This is a genomic window from Citreicoccus inhibens (assembly GCF_019039035.1).
In the GTDB taxonomy this organism is placed as follows: domain Bacteria; phylum Myxococcota; class Myxococcia; order Myxococcales; family Myxococcaceae; genus Citreicoccus; species Citreicoccus inhibens.
Genome location: NZ_JAHNZT010000036.1, coordinates 1 through 18,076, shown reverse-complemented (window position 1 = coordinate 18,076; position 18,076 = coordinate 1). Strand labels below are relative to the sequence as shown.

The 18,076-nt window shown below is 67.5% G+C and carries 15 protein-coding genes; 1 reads left to right on the top strand and 14 read right to left on the bottom strand.

Going from position 1 to position 18,076, the window contains the following annotated elements; all coding sequences use genetic code 11:
* Window positions 1–21: 21 nt before the first annotated feature.
* The 14 genes from KRR26_RS29775 to KRR26_RS29710 form a co-directional block, all read right to left on the bottom strand.
* Window positions 22–675, bottom strand: a complete 654-nt coding sequence (locus tag KRR26_RS29775; RefSeq protein WP_120206299.1) for a glutathione S-transferase family protein — start codon at window positions 673–675, stop codon at window positions 22–24.
* 132 nt (window positions 676–807) lie between these two features.
* A complete protein-coding gene (locus KRR26_RS29770; RefSeq protein ID WP_233576912.1) occupies window positions 808–2,283 on the bottom strand; it encodes an endo alpha-1,4 polygalactosaminidase in 1,476 nt (491 codons plus the stop codon).
* Window positions 2,284–2,520: 237 nt separating this feature from the next.
* Window positions 2,521–2,865, bottom strand: a complete 345-nt coding sequence (locus KRR26_RS29765) for an ArsR/SmtB family transcription factor (RefSeq protein ID WP_120206301.1) — start codon at window positions 2,863–2,865, stop codon at window positions 2,521–2,523.
* Entirely contained in the window at window positions 2,852–3,304 is a 453-nt protein-coding gene (locus KRR26_RS29760) for an SRPBCC family protein (RefSeq protein ID WP_236069330.1), read from the bottom strand. Before KRR26_RS29760 ends, KRR26_RS29765 begins: the two co-directional genes overlap by 14 nt.
* A gap of 284 nt (window positions 3,305–3,588) precedes the next feature.
* Window positions 3,589–4,536, bottom strand: a complete 948-nt coding sequence (locus KRR26_RS29755) for a hypothetical protein (RefSeq protein WP_217081453.1) — start codon at window positions 4,534–4,536, stop codon at window positions 3,589–3,591.
* Window positions 4,537–4,733: 197 nt separating this feature from the next.
* Window positions 4,734–5,120 (bottom strand): imm11 family protein, encoded by a 387-nt coding sequence (locus KRR26_RS29750; protein WP_328707238.1) that lies wholly within the window; start codon window positions 5,118–5,120, stop codon window positions 4,734–4,736.
* A 352-nt stretch (window positions 5,121–5,472) separates the two neighbouring features.
* A complete protein-coding gene (locus KRR26_RS29745; RefSeq protein WP_217081451.1) occupies window positions 5,473–6,477 on the bottom strand; it encodes a glucodextranase DOMON-like domain-containing protein in 1,005 nt (334 codons plus the stop codon).
* A gap of 120 nt (window positions 6,478–6,597) precedes the next feature.
* Window positions 6,598–8,796, bottom strand: coding sequence for a hypothetical protein (locus tag KRR26_RS29740; protein ID WP_120206306.1), 2,199 nt, complete (start codon window positions 8,794–8,796; stop codon window positions 6,598–6,600).
* A 110-nt stretch (window positions 8,797–8,906) separates the two neighbouring features.
* A complete protein-coding gene (locus tag KRR26_RS29735; protein WP_217081450.1) occupies window positions 8,907–9,839 on the bottom strand; it encodes a glucodextranase DOMON-like domain-containing protein in 933 nt (310 codons plus the stop codon).
* 37 nt (window positions 9,840–9,876) lie between these two features.
* A complete protein-coding gene (locus KRR26_RS29730) occupies window positions 9,877–10,764 on the bottom strand; it encodes a sugar ABC transporter permease (RefSeq protein ID WP_120206308.1) in 888 nt (295 codons plus the stop codon).
* 4 nt (window positions 10,765–10,768) lie between these two features.
* Window positions 10,769–12,814, bottom strand: coding sequence for a carbohydrate ABC transporter permease (locus tag KRR26_RS29725; protein ID WP_328707236.1), 2,046 nt, complete (start codon window positions 12,812–12,814; stop codon window positions 10,769–10,771).
* 7 nt (window positions 12,815–12,821) lie between these two features.
* Window positions 12,822–14,048, bottom strand: a complete 1,227-nt coding sequence (locus KRR26_RS29720; protein ID WP_120206309.1) for an extracellular solute-binding protein — start codon at window positions 14,046–14,048, stop codon at window positions 12,822–12,824.
* A gap of 26 nt (window positions 14,049–14,074) precedes the next feature.
* A complete protein-coding gene (locus KRR26_RS29715) occupies window positions 14,075–15,169 on the bottom strand; it encodes an ABC transporter ATP-binding protein (RefSeq protein WP_217081449.1) in 1,095 nt (364 codons plus the stop codon).
* Between the two features lie 60 nt (window positions 15,170–15,229).
* The gene (locus KRR26_RS29710) at window positions 15,230–16,750 is read right to left on the bottom strand and encodes an alpha-amylase family glycosyl hydrolase (RefSeq protein ID WP_233576914.1); all 1,521 of its coding nucleotides are present in this window, start codon (window positions 16,748–16,750) and stop codon (window positions 15,230–15,232) included.
* Window positions 16,751–17,073: 323 nt separating this feature from the next.
* Between KRR26_RS29710 and KRR26_RS37715 the strand changes: the two genes are divergently transcribed.
* A partial coding sequence (locus tag KRR26_RS37715; protein WP_456237610.1) for a pullulanase X25 domain-containing protein occupies window positions 17,074–18,076 on the top strand: 1,003 nt, incomplete at its 3' end.

The following is an 18,076-nucleotide window of genomic DNA, read 5'->3' as shown; positions in this document are numbered from 1 at the left end:
CAAGGCACCGAGCCGCGCAGCTCAGTCGCGCGCCGGAGCGCCCAGCGGGAAGTAGTGCCGGTACGGCCGCGCCTCGTTGACCGCGCGGGCGAACGAGGGCCGCGCCAGCAATCGCTTCCGGTATGCCCTCACCTGGGTGAACTCCTCCGCGATGGGATGGGTCCAGTCCGCGTAGAACAGGAACGGCGCGGCGGCGCAGTCCGCCAGGCTGAAGTCCTCTCCCGCGGCCCACGTGCGGCCCACCATCTTCTGGTCGAGCCATGCATAGGCGGACTCGAGCTGCTTGCGCGCCTCGGCCACGCCATACGGGTCGCGGTTCGCCTCGGAGCGGATCCGATCGAAGACCACCTTCTGCTGGGGCGTGGAGATGTAGTTGTCGAAGAACCGGTCCATCATCCGCACCTCCAGCGCCGCCTTGGGGTCCTCGGGCAGCAGCCGCACGGGTCCCGGGTAGTAGAGCTGGAGGTACTCGATGACGCAGGTCGCTTCGATGAGGGTGCGGTCCCCATCCACCAGGATGGGGATGCGCTTCAGCGGCCAGAGCCTCTCATGCTCTTGAGGCACCCCCGCCTCTTCCATCGAGCGGTACTCGAAAGGCGTTCCATTCTCATACAGCGCGGTCAGCGCCTTCTGGCAGTAGGAAGAGAACGGATGGGAATAGAGCTTCAAGGTCATGGGGCGCCTCGTGGAAAAGGAACTGCACTGCCACGTCGAATGAGGCCGTGCGGAATCGACGCGGCCTCATTCGATTTGTCGGCGCACCCGCCGTGAGCCCCGAGCCCGGGGCTCCGGCGACTCATCCTCACGCTAGTGAGGATCCCACCCCGCGTTCACCGTCATCCGGTCGAGCGCCCGCACCGAAACATACGGCACGAAGCCCGCGGCGCGGGAGCGCGTATAGGCATCCGCGACGTGCGCGGCCTGCACCGCGTAGTCCACCGTCAGGACCAACTTGCCCGCCGCGCGCACCCGCCCCGCGTTGGTGCGATTCTGCGCGCACCAATCCTGGGTGCACGCCGCGTCATCGGACCAGTACATGTCCTCCATGGCCACCCCATCGATGGCGGCCAGATAACCGGCCTCGTCCACCAGCTCCGGCGAGTTCTGGGGCATGACGCGGAAGGACGGCTTGCGCGCCTTCGCGTACTGGCTGACACGCTGGATGAGCGCCACCATCTTCCGCGCGAGGTCCGCGCGGTTGGTGCCCGCGGCGTTGGCGGCGATCTCCTCGTAGGTGACGATCATGTCCAGGTAGCACCCATCAAAGCCGGCGGTGATGGCCTGGTCGATGCGCCCCTGAACGATGGGCCACCAGCGCTCATCCCAGTACTTCACGTACTGCTCGGCGGGCCAGCCGGCCACGGCGCCCAGCTTGAGGTCCGCGGGAACCTGCGGCCACTCCGGCCGGGTGTCCTCGATGGCGCCGATTTCAAAGTACGCGAGCACCTGCTTGCCCGTCGCCTTCACGGCGGCAATCTCATCAGCGCGGAAGTAGTCGCTGGTGCCATCGCGCGACAGGTCCACGACAGCGAGGTCGAACTTCGAGCCGGCGATCTCATCGAGCTTCAAGTGGGTGTAGTTCGTGAGCTGATAGGTGAAGCTGGACACGCCCGACCAGGGCACGGGCGCGGTGCCCGCATCCACGGCCGTTCCGGCATCCACCGGGGTCCCCGCGTCCAAGGTCGTGCCGCCATCCGCGTCCGTCGCACCGGCGAGTTGGACGCGCACGACGAGCAGGTCGAGCTGGGACACATCCCCCGTCGCGGCGGTGCCGTAGCGCACCAGGATGGGACCGCCGCTCGTGAAGCGCTCCAAGGGGCCGGGCAGCGTCAGCGCCGAGGCTGTCCACTTCCACGAGGTGGCGAAGGTGTTGTCCCCCACCGCGACCCACGTACCCGTCGAGTAGTCCCACGCCTCGAAGGTCCACCGCATCTCCGCGCGCGAGGGACCTCGGTAGTTGATGCCGACCTCGGCCGCCGACAGCGCGACGCCGGTCAGGGACGCGGGCAGCGCGAAGGAGCACGTCACCTGACTGTTGGCCGCGAACTCCACGTACTCGGCCCAGCGGTCCTGCGTGCCGGAGAGCGTCTGCGTGGCCAGCCCCGTGATGCCCTGCCCCGCGCCGATGCCGCCGCGGACAACCTGGAGGGCTCCACAGGTCAGGAGCTGTCCCGCGAGCGGAGCGACCTCGTGCGTGTCTTCCGAGGGCGAATCCGGGGACTGCTGGCAGGCGCCGAGCACGACCAGCCAAGGCAACACCCATCGAAGCGAGACGAATCTCAAAGGTGAACTCCTGCGAGGGAGAGGTTCCACGGGAGACGGGGGCGCACCCGGCGGACCGGGGCGCCTTTCCCTAACCCCTCCGCGCGCCGCGGGCCATGGAAAGACAGACACCCTCGCGCGAAACCCATCCGTGACCTGGAAGGTGCATTCCCGGTGGAAAGCTCTTGCACGGTGGCCCATGGGCACGCACGTCGGCGCACCTCCGCTTGCGTACGCCAGGCGGAGGGAGACTCCCGCTCACTCCTCGACGAACTGCTTGAGGCGCTCAAGCGCCATGTCCCATTGATGGGAGATGCGGTCGAGGTAATCCCGCGCATCCTCGATGCGTTTGGGCTCGACTTCCCAGATTCGCTCGCGGCCTTCTCGATTGCTGCGAATCAGCCCCGCCTCCGCGAGCACTTGGAGGTGCTTGGCGATGGCCTGTCGGGACACCTGCGACTGCTCGCTCATCCGCGCCACGGTCCGAGGCCCACCCTTGGAGAGCTTGACGAGCAGTTGGAGCCGCGTCTCGTCTCCAAGCGCCGCGAACAGGGGCGCCGCGTCCCGAACCTGGGATGCAGCCAGCGCGCTAGGGGGCGACATGCTGCTCGATGTTCTGCAGCTGCTTGGCCCACCCACCGGAGTTCATGCGGAAGGCCTCATCGCGCCGCCCGGGCGGCAGGCGGTCGAAGCCCGACTCGGTGATAGTGAGATGAACGCCCTCGGCGACGGGCGCCAGCCGGAACTCGACCAGCGTCATGGGCTCGGTTGAGTAGTCCACCTTGGGGTCGATGGCATACGGGTGCCAGCGGTAGGAGAAGAGGACCTCGGCGTCCATCTTGTCGACGACGAGGGCGAAGGCCAGGTGCTCGAAGCCCGGGTAGGTGAGCTTGCCGTGAACCTCTCGGCCTGGGACGAAGGGGCCAGCGAGCTTCACGCGGAACCAGGTGCCGAACTCCTCGGCGTGGGTGATGGCTCGCCAGACGCGTCCCTGGGACGCGCGCAACAGGGTCGACTTCTCGATGCGGTCGGTCGTGCTCATGTGCAACCTCCTGGTTGCACATTGCATCATCTCATCTCGAAGCGCAACCATTCGGTTGCTTCACCCCTGTCCCTTGCCTCAAGCGCGCAGGGAGCCCTTCCGCACCACCACATCTCCGCGAGGAGCGTTCTGAAGAGGGGCGCCTCGACCAGGAACACAGGCGGAGCTGATGCACCTGCCGTTCGGAGCGCTCGGCGTCCTGTCGAGAGTTCAGCGCTGCCCCAAGATGAACCCGGTGAGGCTCGGAGCATTCCGGGGCGACTCCCTCGGGAATGCCGAGGCCGTCAATGCACGGAAGTTCGCTTCTCGGGAGCCGTCTCCGACGGCTGACGCCCTTCTGTCCCTGGCGCTCCCCCGAGGACGAAGTCCTTGTCGTTGCTGATCAGCATCTGCAGATGTGTCGCCAGCAGGAGCAGCTTGAACAGGGGATGGGACTTGTTGTCCTGCACCTCGCCCAAGTTGAGTTCGATGACAGCAGGGCCACCGGCGGTGAGGACGGTGAAGCGCATGAGGTGGTCTTCCACGGGCTTCGTGGGGTGTGCTCCGGGCGCGGGGCGCTCCACCTCCATGACCGCCGCGACGAGCTGCTGCGCGGCCTCGTGGACCTGTTTCTGTGATTCGGGTCTGGCGAGAACCGTGCGCTGTCCTCGACTGAGGACGGATGAGCCATCCAGATAGGCCGCGAGGGTGAGGGGCATGGCCGGAGCGCCGTCTTCCTCGAAGTAGTTCACTTCGACGATGACCCCGAGCACGGTGCTTGCCGTCTCCTGGTCGGGGATGACGTTCATCTCCCGCAGGTGATACCAGGTCTGCAATTGCGACTGGACTTCGGCGTTGCCCACCGCCGAGAAGTAGGTCTGGGCAATCTGCGCAGCCCCTTGATTGTCACCCATGGCGAGGCGTGCGCGCATGAGGAAGCAGGTGGCGGGGCGCGAACTCGGTGTGGCGGCATGCACCGCCTCCGCCCCGCGCATCGCCTCATCGACCTTGTCCGCGGCGAGCAGGTTCATCCACTCAGCCATCTGGGGAGAGAGGTGGCGAATGAACGCGATCTCCTCGTCAAGGCTCAGCTCCGCGCGGAAGATGCGGAGGGTCTTCTCCGAGAGGCGCTGGTGTTCCTTCGAGGAGCCGGCCTCTCCCGAGGCGGACCCCGACGAACCGCGCGAGCGGAAGACCGCGAACACGATTCCCCCAGTGCACAGCAACGCCAGCAGCACGAGCAAGCCGGACATCAATTCCCCCGAAATGAGTCGTGACCGGGCGGGCACCCAGACAACTCGATGGAGTCGGACGGCGCTCTCCACCCTAAGACGGATATCGGGTGGTGTGGAGATGGAATCGCCGTCACGCCAGCAGAACTTGGCACGGTGGCGGTCCGAAACGCGCGGATCACTGAAGCAGCATCGGAGGACCGCGAAGGCTGGGTCGTTCAGGCCTCGTCGAACTTGCCGCCGGAGCACCGAGTTGCCTCCAGTGCTTGCTTGATGCCCTCGTCGACAGTGAGGGGCGTGCGCCAACCCCACGTCCGAAACGCGCGAGCGTCACCCACTTTCGACTTATCGATTCTCAGCCCAATCACCGAACGATACTCTTCGATGCGATCCTTGAACTCGGGCGCCGTACGAAACTGCACTTCGAGGGAAACCTCTTCATCGACACAGCGAATCTTCCGAACCACATTGAGCAAGAAATAGGGACCCGGCTCGCCAATAACAACCACAGGAAACAGCTGGACATCATGTGAGGCCAGCGCTCGGAAAACACTTGCAACACGTTCAGTCACAATAGGAATGAGGCCAAGCCCCGCAGACTCGATGTCCAGGGTCTTTCCAGATCGCGCGACCGGGAACTGGTCAGCGCGAGGCGGAACGCCACCTCATCGTTCTCGACGGGAGGCGTCTCGGATGGTGCGTAGACAATCGAGTTGCCTTGCCCGGTACCCAGCCGGACGATACGCGTCGTCGCACACCCGACAGTCACTGCGACCAACGCAGCCAGCGCCCAAGCGCTCATCGTCCCCCCAGGACATCCGCCGACACGCGGTGAGGGGCGACATAACAGCCGCGTCTGACAACCCCCATTGTCCCGCAGTTAATTCAGGACCCTCAGGGTCCAATCATGTGCTCCAGGACACAAACGCATACTCGACAACGGCCTGGAAACACCACTCAGGGTGTGCCATCGGCCTCCGTCGGCGCGGGCATGGGCACCGCCGCGCTCGCGGCGGGCGTGGGCACCACCGCCGGCCAGGGTGACTTCGCAGGGCCCAGCACGGCCTCCTGCGCAATCCCAGACGGCACCAACAGGTCCACCACCGGTGACTGGTCCGGGTCCCCCGTGCGCGCGCCTCCGAACCTTGCCTCGGATACCCCTGGCCCAATCCCCATCACCATCAACCCCGAGGCCTGTGTGTCATTGGCGCCCAGCAAGCTCAGCTCCACCTTGCGGTCCAGCGACGCCCCCGTCACCGCCACCGCGTACCCCCAGTCCGCTCGCGCGTGCTCGCCCAGGAACACGTCTGGCACCTCGAACGACACCGTGCGCCCGCTCACCTGGATTCGCGTGGCGAAGAAGACACGCGCGTCCACCTCCTGGTCCGCCACCGCCTCCAACCGCCGCTCCTCTTTTCCAGACACTGGACCGTGCTCCGCGCGATGCGCCGCCAGCGCCACCTGCCGCCAACGCTTGTGCAACTGCTCCCGCGCTTCATACGGACGCGGCGTCAGCACCAGCGCCTTGTCCCATGCGGACTCGGGCGCCAGCGCCAGACCTCGCCCTGGCAGCGTGTCCGTCCGCCCCGAGCCCACCACGTGGTCCTGGTCCACGTAGATGTCCACGTTGAACGTGTAGAAGCCGTGGCGCGCGATGTCCGCCAACGTCCCGCCGCCAATGTCCACCGTGTGCGCTCGCGTCGGCCTCGCGATGGGATGCGCGAACGTCACCTCGAAGCGCGTCCCGCCCTCCATGCCCAGCGCCTGCACTGACACCACGTCCAGGTCGCCTCGCCCCAGGTCCGTGCGCACCGGATAGACGAGCTCGCCATCCCCGTGGTCGTCCCCCACGGGGTCCTCCAATCGGAACAGCAGGGGCTCGCCCGCCCGTCGGGAGTGGCAGGCGGTGCTCAGCGTGGAGGCCAGGATGAGCGCGGGCAGGGCTCGACGGACGTGAGACATGGCGGGGACTCCTCGGGGTGCGGCGCCCTGGACATGCCCGGGGCGCGACCTGAACGCAAGGAGCCCGGCACGCGCGAGGGCGCACCGGGCTCCGGAACCCCCTGCTGCTTCAGCGAAGGACTAGAACTGCGCCTTCATGAAGGCCTTCATGCGCAGCTGGGTGAACTCGCGCTCCTCCATGCTGTTCCAACCGCCGTAGCGATTGGTGAAGCCCGCCGAGCCCACCTTCACGTGGTGGTCCGCGGAGATGGTCTCATCCGCGTACTGCGTGACGAAGCCCGTGCCGAAGTCCGGCTTGTACGTGCCGAACGCGTACTGCCCCTCCAGGCCGAACTCCACGCCGGACAGGATGTAGCGCGCGCGAATCAGGAGCTGGTTCTTGTTGTGCTTGCCGGAAGCCATCTCGTGCAGGTTGTACGCCTGGAACGCCGTGTTGCCGTCCAGCAGGTCCGCGAAGAACTTCGAGTAGCTCGCGGACACATACAGGTCATCCGTGAACTGGTAGCCAGCGCCCGCCGTGAAGGTCGTGTAGTCCAGCACGCGGTCGTCGTCCGCGATGTTGTCGAACGGCTTCCACTGGTAACCCGTCTGGCCCAGGCTGTTGGTGATGACGCCCGGGTTGGCATACAGGCCCGACGTGCTGTTGCCCGTGCTGTATTCATTCACGAGCGAGTTGTCGCAGCCGCTGCCGTCCGCCGCGCACGAGCCCGCCTGGTACGGCAGGAAGCGCGGGTCGTTCAGGCGCTTGTCCGTCTCGTGGATGTACTTGAAGCGCCCAAACAGGTCGATGCCCTTGGCCACGTCCAGCACGTACTTGGCGCGCAGCGCCACGATGTTGGTGTGCTTGTCCTGGAACGGCTGGAAGATGGAGCGGAAGTTGTGGCCCACGCCGGAGTCCAGCTCCGCGCCCGGGTACTGCGTCGCGTTGAGCGGCTGGTCCGCGTTGCCCCACGCCTGCCAGTTCTGGCCGTAGGTGATGAACGAGTACTCGCCGGACAGCTCCAGCGCGCCGTGCGTGTACACCGGGTTGGCCGTCACGCCGCGCCAGCCGATGACCGACTCGGCGAAAGGCTCGTCGAAGTCCGTGAAGTCGTTGTCCACGTTCACGGTGGCCACCTGCTGGCCCTCGCTCGTCCAGCCGCCGTAGCCGATGCGGGTGGGGTTGCCCTTGAACACGCCGTAGGACGCGTTGGACGGGCCCGGGAACGCGAAGCTGCCGTCATGGCCCTCGGTGAGCAGCACGTCCGCCTCGCGGCGGCTGGCCATCACGGAGGTGTAGTTCTTGCCGATGCTGAAGAGCTGGAGGTTCAGCGACAGGCCCACGTCCAGCGGGTCATTCAGCGCCGCGTTGAACATGTACGTCTGGTCCGAGTGCCGGCCGGCAATCACCGCCGAGTAGCCGTTGATGCCGTTGAAGTTCGCCGCGGAGAGAATCGGATCCGCGTTGGAGTACGACGTATAGAACGCGGCACGCACGTCCATCCACGAGCCCACGTGCACGCCGGCCTTCAGGCCGCCCACGCCGTTGCGGTAGCGCGGCGTCAGCGAGCGACCGTCGTCGATGTTGTTGTCGCTGGCGCGGACTTCCTGGTCGTTCGCGTAGTCGAAGATGCCGCCCAGGTCGACCATCTCGTTGACGGTGTACTTGGCCTGGAAGCCGTAGACGGCGTCATTGGCGTGGAAGAGGCCGGTGCTGAAGCCCGGGCCCGCCCACAGGCGGGGAAGCGCGATGCGCGCCGCGTCCCACGTCAGCCGGCGCTCGAACGCGGAGCCCTGGAGCAGCACGGCCTGGGCGTTGTCGCGGTCGATGTAGCGGATGCGGCCGATGACGAACGGGTCGAACTGGCCCAGGTCGTTGGAGCCGATGACCGCCGTGTCCACCAGGTAGCCCGGGCGGAGCGTGACGGACATGCCGCGCAGCTTGATGTACTGGTTGGAGCGCGGGTCGAACTCGCCGCAGTCACCCGCGACGCACGGCTTGCTCGGGTCACCGCCGAAGCCACCAAAGTTCGTCCAGAAGTTCTGGTTGAAACGGCTGTGAATGCGGCCGTTCACCTCGACCTGCGGAGACACCTTGGCGTTGAGGAGCAGCTCCAGCTCCGTGCCGATGCCATTGTCGCCATAGCCTTCACCGGGGACCGTGGTGAAGTTGTACATGGCGCCCTGCTCCTGCATGTTGCCCAAGAGCCACTTCGTGTAGGTGGTACCACCGATGGTCAGCTTGGGACCGCTGTCGTCGGCCAGGGCCGCCGCGGGCACGAGCGCCACCACCGCGGTGAGCGCACACGCTCCCCGCACCGCATGCTTGCGAATCTTCATATCGTTCCTGAAAACCTTCCCTCAGATGTTGTGACTGAGAGGGTTTCCCCTCTCCCGAGCCACCTCGAAAACCGAGGCAGCCCTCCCCAGGTGTCAAAAGCGCGTGCTGCCTACTTCGTCTCGGCGTTGGCCGCGGGCTTCTCCGTCGCCGGAGCCGCGGGCTTCTCCGTCGCCGGAGCGGGAGTCGGAGCCGGGGCCGGGGCCGCGGGGGCCGCCTGCGCCGCGGCGGGCCGGTTGCCCACCATCTTCAGCGTGGCCTTCTTCGTCGCGGTGCCGTCCGCCGCGCACTCGTAGGTCAGCATGTCGTGCTGGGCCTTCACCTCGGACGCGTCGCCCTTGCCCTCGCCCGCGAGGATGTCGATGGCGTGCGGGTCACAATCTCCGTCGTTGCCACCGCCAAAGCGGTGCTGGCCCTCGTACTCGTTCACCTTGCGGGTGAGCAGGTCGTTGCCAGAGGGGAAGCCCTCGTTCGACTGCATCACCACCTGGTAACGCCACTGCGTCAGGTCACCGGGCCCCAGGTCGGCGGCGTCCACGGTGGCGGTGATCTTCTTGCCGGAGCCCTTGGCGCGCAGGGGGACCACGACGGAGTCCTTCATGGCCGCGGCCTTGGTGTTCACCTCGTTGCGCACGCGCGACGAGCCCTGCGGCGAGATGACGACGACCTTGTCCCAGGCGTCCGCCGGGTCGAACGCGACGTTCAGTCCCGGGGGGCTGTCCGTGCGCCCGCTGCCGGGCTTGCCGTCGGTGTCGATGAAGACAAACACCTCCTGGACGGAGAAGCCGTTGCCCATGCGCCACGGGTCCTCCAGACCCGCGTTCACGCCAATCACGAAGTCCACCTTGGAGCCGGACTTCTCCACGGTCAGCTCGGTCAGGTCGAACGAGCCCTTCTTGTACACAGGGTCCGTCGGATAGACGTACTTGCCCGGGCCGTTGTCGTCGCCCGTCGGGTCCTTGAACGTGATCTTGTCGGCCGCCAGCGCCGAGCTGCCCGCCAGCGACGCGGCGAGCGAGAGGATTGCGATACGGGAGTGCTTCATGGTGGTGCGGCTCCTTGCGGGGGAGAGACAGCGGGCTCTAGCCCTTGACGCTTCCGGCGGTGAGACCGGAGACCAAGTACTTCTGAAGAAAGAGGAACAGGACGACGACCGGCACCGACACGAGGATGGCGCCGGCGGCGAAGTAGCCCCACTGCTGGCTGAAGCCGCCCACGAAGAAGCGCAGACCCACGGGCGCGGTGTACATCGCCTCCTGGTCCATGAACGTGGCGGCGAGGATGAACTCGTTCCACGCCGTCATGAAGCTGAAGAGCGCCGTCACCGACAGGGCCGGCTTGGCCAGGGGCAGGATGATGCTCCAGAAGATGCGGCTGACGGACGCGCCCTCCATCAGCGCCGCCTCCTCCAGGTCCTTGGGGATGGTGTCGAAGTAGCCCTTGAGCATCCACACGCTGAAGGGAATGGACGTGGTGGCGTAGACGATGATGAGCCCCAGCCGCGAGCTGCCCAATCCCAGCCACTGCACCAGGATGATGTAGAGCGGGATGAGCATCAGCGTGCCCGGGAACATCTGCGACACCAGGAACGCCATCAGCCCCGCGCGCTGGCCGGGGAACTTGAAGCGACTGAAGGCATACGCCGCCGTGCACGCCACGAAGACGCCGACCACGGTGGTGCCCGTGGAGATGATGACGCTGTTGAGCACCCACCTGGCGAAGGGCTGGTCCGTCAGCACCGACGTGAAGTTGGAGAGCGACCACGTCTCCGGCCAGGGGATGACGGCGCGCAGCCGGTCCATGGCGGTGGGGGACTCGGGCAGCGTGGAGAGGGCCAGGCTCTGGCGGCCGGAGAACGCCAGGCTCACCACCCAGAGGATGGGATAGAGCGTGAACAGGGTGAAGCCGAGCAGGAGCACGTGCAGCGGCAGGTGCGGCACGCCCTCGCGTCGTGACGAGAAGAGCGCCATGGGATTACGCGGCCTCCGTGGCGCGGCTGACGCGGTTCTGCACCAGGCTGTAGAGCAGCAGGATGCCGAAGATGATGGTCGCGTACGCCGCCGCGTAGCCGTACCGGTAGCGCTGGAAGGCGAACTTGAAGGCCTGCGTCACCAGGATTTCGGTGGAGTTGCCCGGGTCTCCGCCCGTCACCAGGAAGATGATGTTGAACATGTTGAACGTCCACACCACCGACAGGATGACGGCCGGCACCAGCGCGGGGCGGAGCGCCGGCAAGGTGATGGCGGTGAACTGCTGCCAGCGATTGGCGCCGTCCACGCGCGCGGCCTCATAGATCTCGGCCGGGATGGACTGGAGCGCGCCCAGGGACACCACCATCATGAACGGGAAACTCAGCCACCCGTTGGTGGCCAGCGCCGTGAGGAATGACGTGGTGGGCGAGTCGAACCACGACACCCCCTGTCCGCCAAACATCCGGATGACTTGATTCACCACGCCGAACTGCTGGTGGAACATGCCCTTCCAGATGAGCGCGGTGATGTAGTTGGGCATGGCCCACGGCAGGATGAGCACCACGCGATACACCGGCCGCAGTCGCAGGTTGGGCACGTTGAGCGCCAGCGCCAGCACCAGCCCCACCGTGACGCCGATGGCCACGTTGGTCACCGTCCACACCACGGTGAAGAACAGCGTGTAATAGAAGTTGAGGTAGTTGAAGACGAGCGAGCCGTCCGCCGCGCGCCGCGCAATCTGGAAGTCGCCCAGAATCTCGACGTAGTTGCGCAGGCCGACCCACAGCTCCGACAGCGGCTGGTGCGTGTTGTAGAGGTTCGCGTCCGTGAACGACAACGCGATGCCGTAACCGAACGGGAAGAAGACCAGCAGCAGCATGCCCACCAGGGCGGGCAGGATGTATGCGTACGCCTGTCGGTGCTCCTTCAGCGTGGCGGCGGTCCGATGCAGGCCGCCCAGGCCCACGTACAGCAGCAGCGCGAGCCCCAGCACGCCCAGCAGTCCCAGCGCGCGACTCGCCTCGTCTCGCACCTGGGCCACGCGCGTGGCGAGCATCGCCTCCACGGGCTGGCCCGCATCCGTCAGCAGGCCGAGTGGATGGCGCAGCGAGTCCGCGTCCCAGGCAGCGGGCGTGAGCGGGGGCTCGGTCCGCAGGCCATGGGCCGCCAGCAGGGCTTGCGCGCGTGTGGTGCGCTCGCGCAGCTCGGCCCCCACGGCCTCCTGAGTCCCGCGCAGCTCGTCCGCCAGCGTGCGCATGGAGTGGACCGCATAGCCCCCCAGGCCCGCCACGAAGAGCACCGCCGCCACCCCAGCGAGCACGCGCTGGCGCCGCACGAGGAAGCCCGCGCCCCCGCAGACTCCGAGCGGCACCAGGAACGCGGCCAGCGCCTCGGCGAGCCCGCCGCGGCCCACGGGAGGCACGGGCGGAGTGGCGACCTCCACGGCCCCCACCACCGTGCCGTCCACCTCCACGGGCGCGGACAACAGCCGTCCGCCGGAGGGCCGCGCCTCGGATTCCACCTCCGGCTTGCGTGCGCCCCCCTCCTCGCGGTTCGTCTCCACCGCGGCGCGCAGCCGCTGGCCTCGGTCGTAGAGCGGCTTCTCGTCGCGCGACAGGCGGCGCGGGGCCGCCTTGTCGCCCGTGTCCTCGGGGAAGGTGGAGGCCTCCAGCCGGATGCCATTGAAGGCAATGACGCGCACGGAGGCGCCCGCGGGCAGCGGCCAATCCTTCACCGCGGCGCGCACCCCATCGCCGGTCCCGCCCGCGCGCTGGACGACATCCGCCAGCGAGAGCAAGGCCACGCCGGCGCGGCGCTGCGCACGCTCCACCGCGCGCTCCTCACGGGCGCGCGCGAGCAGCCCGTTCGCCAGGAACAACGACAGGCCCAGCGTGAGCGCGAGCCCACCCAGCACCCGCCCTCGGCGGAGCGAGGATGCGGGGCCGCCGTTCGCGCCCGTCAGGAGGACGTCCCCCGATTGACCGGACGCGACGCCTGGGCCCGGTCCTCCCAGGTCACCCGCGGGCTGCTGTGGTGCGTTCGTGCTCACCCCGTCCTCACTTCTTGCGCAGGTTGGCGACGTCCTTCGCCACGGCCTTCTGGGCCACGTCCATCGCGGCCTTGGGCGTGGAGGCCTTCTTCACGATGGCGTTCATCGCGCTCGTCGCGGGGGACCAGACCATGCTCATCTCCGGCACGTTGGGCATGGGCACCGCCACCTCGACCTGCTCGCGCATGGCCTTGAGCTGCGGATCCGCGGCCACCTTCGCGTCCGAGTACACCGCCTGATTGGACGGGCTCTGGCGGCCCTCCAGGGCCAGCGTCTTCGCGGAGGACGCCTCGGTGAGGAAGCGCGCGAAGTCATACGCCGCCTCCTTGTTCTTGGACGGCGCCGCCACGTACACGCCCTCCACCGTCATCCATGGAGACATCGGCTTGCCGCCGGCCTCGTCCAGGATGGGCAGCCGCGCGAGGCCATAGTCCACGCCCTTGGCCACCTCGCCCAGGAACCAGGGGCCGGAGAACACCATGGCCGCCTTGCCCTCGTTGAACAGCGCGGTGATGAGCGCCGTGGACGGCTCGGTGGGGACGATGCCGTCCTTCTCCAGCCACTTCATCATCAGCTCGAGCGACTTCACGTTCTGCGCCGAGTTGAGCGTGGGCGTGACGTTGGCTCCGAAGACCCCCCCGCCAAAGCCATTCATCAGCGCCGCGTGGTAGTAGAAGTCGGAATAGGCATACGCCAGCCCGAAGCGGCCCGCCTTCTTGTCCGTGAGCGTCTTGGCCAGCTTCACCAGCTCGCCCGTCGTCTTGGGCGGCACCGGCACCAGCTTCTTGTTGTAGATGAGCGTGATGACCTTGTAGTTGAGCGGCAGCCCGTACGTGGTGCCCCGGTAGGTCATCGCCTCCATCGTCGAGGGGATGAAGCGCTTCTTCGTCGCGTCATCCAGGTAGAAGTCGATGGGCTCCACCGTGTTGCCGGATTCAATCCAGCCGCCCAACCGGTCCTGCGCGAAGATGAAGAGGTCCGGCCCCTTGCCGCGCGGCACGGTGGCGGAAATCTTGTCCGCGTAGGCGTCGTAAGGGACGGCCAGCGTCGTCACCTTGATGCCCTTGGCGGCGTTGGCGGCGTTGTACTCGGCCACCACCTTCTCCAGCGCGGCCTTCTCCTCGGCGCGGTAGGCGTGCCACAAGACCAGCTCGGTGGCGGCGAAGGACGGCAGGGGCAGCAAGCCCAGCGCGCACAGGCACAGGGCCGCGACCAGGGTTCGCACGGTTGTCATTCCAGGGGTCTCCAATGTCGGGGGGCTCAGACGGCGAGGCGCCGCTCGGTGGCGGCATCGAAGAGGTGCAGAGAGTCCAGCTCCACGGCCACGGGCAGCGCGGCGCCCGTCGCGGGGGACTCCCGAGGCGGCATGCGGAAGACGAGCGGGTTGTCACCCAGGCGCGCGTGGACGATGAGCTCGTTGCCCAGGGGCTCCACCAGCTCCACGCGGGCCTCCACCTGGGCCGTCTCGCCGCGCGCGCGGGCATCCCCGGCGATGAGCTGATCCGGCCGGATGCCCACCTTCAACGCGGCGCCACCCTTGCCCGCGGTCAGCGCGCGCAAGGACTGCGGCACGGGCAAGCGGAAGCCCTCGCCCGCCAGGCCCGCGCCGTCCGCCTCCAGCGTGGCGGACAGCATGTTGATGGGCGGCGTGCCGATGAACTGCGCCACGAAGACGTTGGCGGGCCGCTCGTACACCTCCAGCGGCGTGCCGAGCTGCTGAATCTTGCCCTCCTTCATCACCGCGATGCGGTGCCCCATCGTCATCGCTTCAATCTGGTCGTGCGTGACGTAGACGGAGGTGACCTGGAGCCGGCTCTGGAGCTTCTTGATCTCCGAGCGCATCTGCACGCGCAGCTTCGCGTCCAGGTTGGAGAGCGGCTCGTCGAAGAGGAACACGGAGGGCTTGCGCACGATGGCGCGCCCCAGCGCCACGCGCTGTCGCTGTCCACCGGAGAGCGCCTTGGGCTTGCGGTCCAAGAGGTGCGCGATGCCCAGCACCTCGGCCGCCTCGCTCACCAGCCGGTTCATCTCCGGCTTGGGCGTCTTGCGAATCTTCAGCCCGAACTCCATGTTCTCCCGCACCGTCATGTGCGGATAGAGCGCGTAGTTCTGAAACACCATCGAGACATCGCGGTCCTTGGGCGGCAGGTCATTCACCGCCCGCGGGCCGATGGAGATGGTGCCGCCGGAGACCTCCTCCAGGCCGGCAATCATTCGCAGCGCGGTGGACTTGCCACAGCCGGAGGGGCCCACGAGGACCATGAACTCCTGGTCGCGAATCTCGAGGTTGAGCCCCTCGATGACCGACACATCCCCGTATCGCTTCGCCACGTCCTTGAACCACACGCCGGCCATCAAGCCCTCCCGCGCGTCGCAAGACTGAACCGCCACATGCCCACGCCACGCCGGGGCCGCTCATCGCTTGCGCCCCAGGAGCCGCGTGGACAGCGGCTCCAGCACCAGCTCCAGCGCGGACCCGGCCGTCACGCGGCCTCCGCCCAACACGTCCTCCACGGGCTCCTGCCCCCAGGCCTGCGGCCAGGGCACGGACACGGTGGCGCGCGTCTCGCCGCGGTTGATGGCCACCAGCACCGCGTCGTGCGTCTCCGGGTCGGTCCGAAGAAAGACATACACATCGCCGTCGGTGGAGAGCGCCTGATGCGCGCCCCGAGACAGGGCGGGATGCGCGCGGCGCGCGGCGATGAGCTGCCGATAGAAATCGCGCAGGCCCTCGTCTCGCGCGAGCCCCGCGCCCGGCTTCACGGCGCGCGAGCCCCAGGGCATGTCTCCGCGGTTGGCCGGCCAGTCGCCACCGGGGCGCGCCACTTCCTCGCCGTAATAGATGACCGGGATGCCCGACGTCGTGAGCTGCAACGCCACCGCCAGCTTGAAGCGCGCCAGGTCTCCGCCGAGCTGATGCAGCGCCCCGTCCACATCATGCGAGGACAGGAAGTGGGCCAGGTGGTGACCCGCGCGCACCCTGGCGCGCGACTGGAGATAGCGGTCGAACGCGATGGCGCGCCCGCGCCCCTGCACGAAGCCCAGCACGCTCCCCTGGAAGGAGAAGTCGAAGCCGGCGTCCATCTCGTCGCCTTCGAACCACGCATCCAGCGTCTGCGCGTCGCCGCCCCACACCTCGCCCAGGAGGAAGAAGCTGGGTGAGACCTCCGCGCGCGTCCGGCGGCGGTGCTCCTTCCAGAAGTCGTGTGACACATGCTTCACGGTGTCCAACCGGAAGCCATCCACCCCTGAGCGCTTCGCCCAATCGAGCTGCGCGTCGAGCAGGTAGCGCGCCACCTCGGGCTGCTCCGTCTTGAAGTCCGGCAGGCCCGAGACACACGACGTGACGTCGTCCTGTCCGCAGGTGCCCGTCTCCTCGGAGCGCAGCCACCCCGGGTGGTCCTTCAGGTATCGCGAGCCATAGCCGGCGTGGTTGTAGACGACATCCAACAACACGCGGATGCCTCGCTGATGACACGCATCCACCAGCGCCTTGAAGTCCTGCTCGGTGCCGAAGCGCGGATCCACCTGGTGGAAGTCATCCGCCCAGTAGCCGTGGTAGCCCCAGTCCGGGAAGCCCGCGCCCGTGACGAACCCGTCGATGTTCTTCACCAGCGGCGTCAGCCAGAGCGCCGTCACGCCCAAGGAAGACAGCTCATCCAGCCGCGCGGTGAGCCCCTTCAGGTCTCCGCCATGAAAGGCCCCGGGCGCCGAGACATCCACCTTCGCGTCGTTGGAGGTGTCTCCATCCGCGAAGCGGTCCAGCACGACGAAGTACAGCACCTCGTCCGCCCACCGCCGCTCCGCAGCCGCGGGCTGGCGCGATGCGCTGGCGGGCTGCGCCACCTTCGGCGCGGCATCCACCGGGGTAGGTAGGGACTCAGTGGCCCCATGGGCGCACCCCAGCAGGCACGCCGCTGCGAGGCCGGAAAGCACGCGCCGGGTCCTTCCGAGGCGCCGGGGAACGTTCGTTTTCCGGCGAGAGCTGCGTTCGGCCATGGGCGGCGCACTGTACCGAACAGATTCCATCCCGGTGAAGTTCTCGCGGAACATTTGCGGCGGGCCACTCCGCTCTCAGGCGGCCCCGCCCCTCTGAGTGACGAGCACGTCACACGACGCAGCGCGGCATCCAGGTAGGGCGCCAGAGAGCTGACCCCGCGTTGAAATAATTTCCAGTTTTACCGTCAATCATGACTGGCCCGATTTCAAGCCGGCGGGCCTTGGAGGTCGTCCTGAAATCCGTTCTCTTGCATCCGCGCGTGGCACGAGCGCTCGCCCTGGGCGCGCTCGTCGCCGCGCCCCTCCTGCCCGCGACGACGTGGGCCGCTGCCCCCACCCGCGTCACCGTCGTGGGTGATTTGCAGACCGAGCTGGGCTGCGCGACAGACCGCGACGCGAGCTGCACCGCCACGGACCTGGCCTATGACGCGTCCGATGCGATGTGGCAGGGCACGCTCACGGTGCCCGCGGGGACGTGGCACTTCCAGGTCGCGCTGGATGGCTCGCTCTCCCAGACATACGGCGGGCCCGGCGGCGCGGATGTGGTGCTCACGCAGTCCGCCGCGGGGCCGGTGAAGTTCTACTTCGATGGCCAGACACACTATGTGACGAGCAATCGCAGCCAGGTCATCGCGGTGGCGGCGGGGAGCCTGCAAAAGGCGCTCGGCTGCGCGGATGACTGGAAGCCCGATTGCCTGCGCACGCTGTTGCAGGACCCGGACGGAGACGGGCTCTACACCTTCACCACGCGGGCGCTGCCCGTGGGCGCCTATCAGGTGAAGGTCGCGCTCGATGAGAGTTGGACGGTCAACTACGGGGCCAATGGCGTCCCCAATGGCTCGAACATTGGATTCACTGTCCCTGCGTCGGACACGGAGGTCGCGTTCTCATGGAGCGCCACCACCAAGAAGCTGCGCGTGAAGGTGGAGGGTGAGCCCGTGGGAGACCTGCGGATGGCGCGCGCGCATTGGATATCCCGCGACACGCTCGTGTGGGAGCCCGAGCAGCTCAAGGACGGCGCCACGGTGCGGCTGCACACCGACCCCGCGGGCGCGATGCACCTCTCGGGCACGGGCGTCGTGGGAGGCGAGGCGCTGACGCTGACGCGCTCGACCTCGGGGTTGAGCGCCGAGCAGCAGGCGCGCTTCCCGCAGCTCGTGGGACGCCCGGTGTTCAAGCTGGCGGCATCCGAGGTGGCCCGCGTGCCCGCGATGCTCAAGGGACAAATAACACTATCCATGACAAACCCCAATAAAAAACCCA

Bases quoted from the DNA above. Each gene is read 5' to 3' on its own strand.
- KRR26_RS29775 (WP_120206299.1), bottom strand. From the start codon at position 675: ATGACCTTGAAGCTCTATTCCCATCCGTTCTCTTCCTACTGCCAGAAG.
- KRR26_RS29765 (WP_120206301.1), bottom strand. From the start codon at position 2,865: ATGTCGCCCCCTAGCGCGCTGGCTGCATCCCAGGTTCGGGACGCGGCG.
- KRR26_RS29760 (WP_236069330.1), bottom strand. From the start codon at position 3,304: ATGAGCACGACCGACCGCATCGAGAAGTCGACCCTGTTGCGCGCGTCC.
- KRR26_RS29755 (WP_217081453.1), bottom strand. From the start codon at position 4,536: ATGTCCGGCTTGCTCGTGCTGCTGGCGTTGCTGTGCACTGGGGGAATC.
- KRR26_RS29745 (WP_217081451.1), bottom strand. From the start codon at position 6,477: ATGTCTCACGTCCGTCGAGCCCTGCCCGCGCTCATCCTGGCCTCCACG.
- KRR26_RS29740 (WP_120206306.1), bottom strand. From the start codon at position 8,796: ATGAAGATTCGCAAGCATGCGGTGCGGGGAGCGTGTGCGCTCACCGCG.
- KRR26_RS29735 (WP_217081450.1), bottom strand. From the start codon at position 9,839: ATGAAGCACTCCCGTATCGCAATCCTCTCGCTCGCCGCGTCGCTGGCG.
- KRR26_RS29730 (WP_120206308.1), bottom strand. From the start codon at position 10,764: ATGGCGCTCTTCTCGTCACGACGCGAGGGCGTGCCGCACCTGCCGCTG.
- KRR26_RS29720 (WP_120206309.1), bottom strand. From the start codon at position 14,048: ATGACAACCGTGCGAACCCTGGTCGCGGCCCTGTGCCTGTGCGCGCTG.
- KRR26_RS29715 (WP_217081449.1), bottom strand. From the start codon at position 15,169: ATGGCCGGCGTGTGGTTCAAGGACGTGGCGAAGCGATACGGGGATGTG.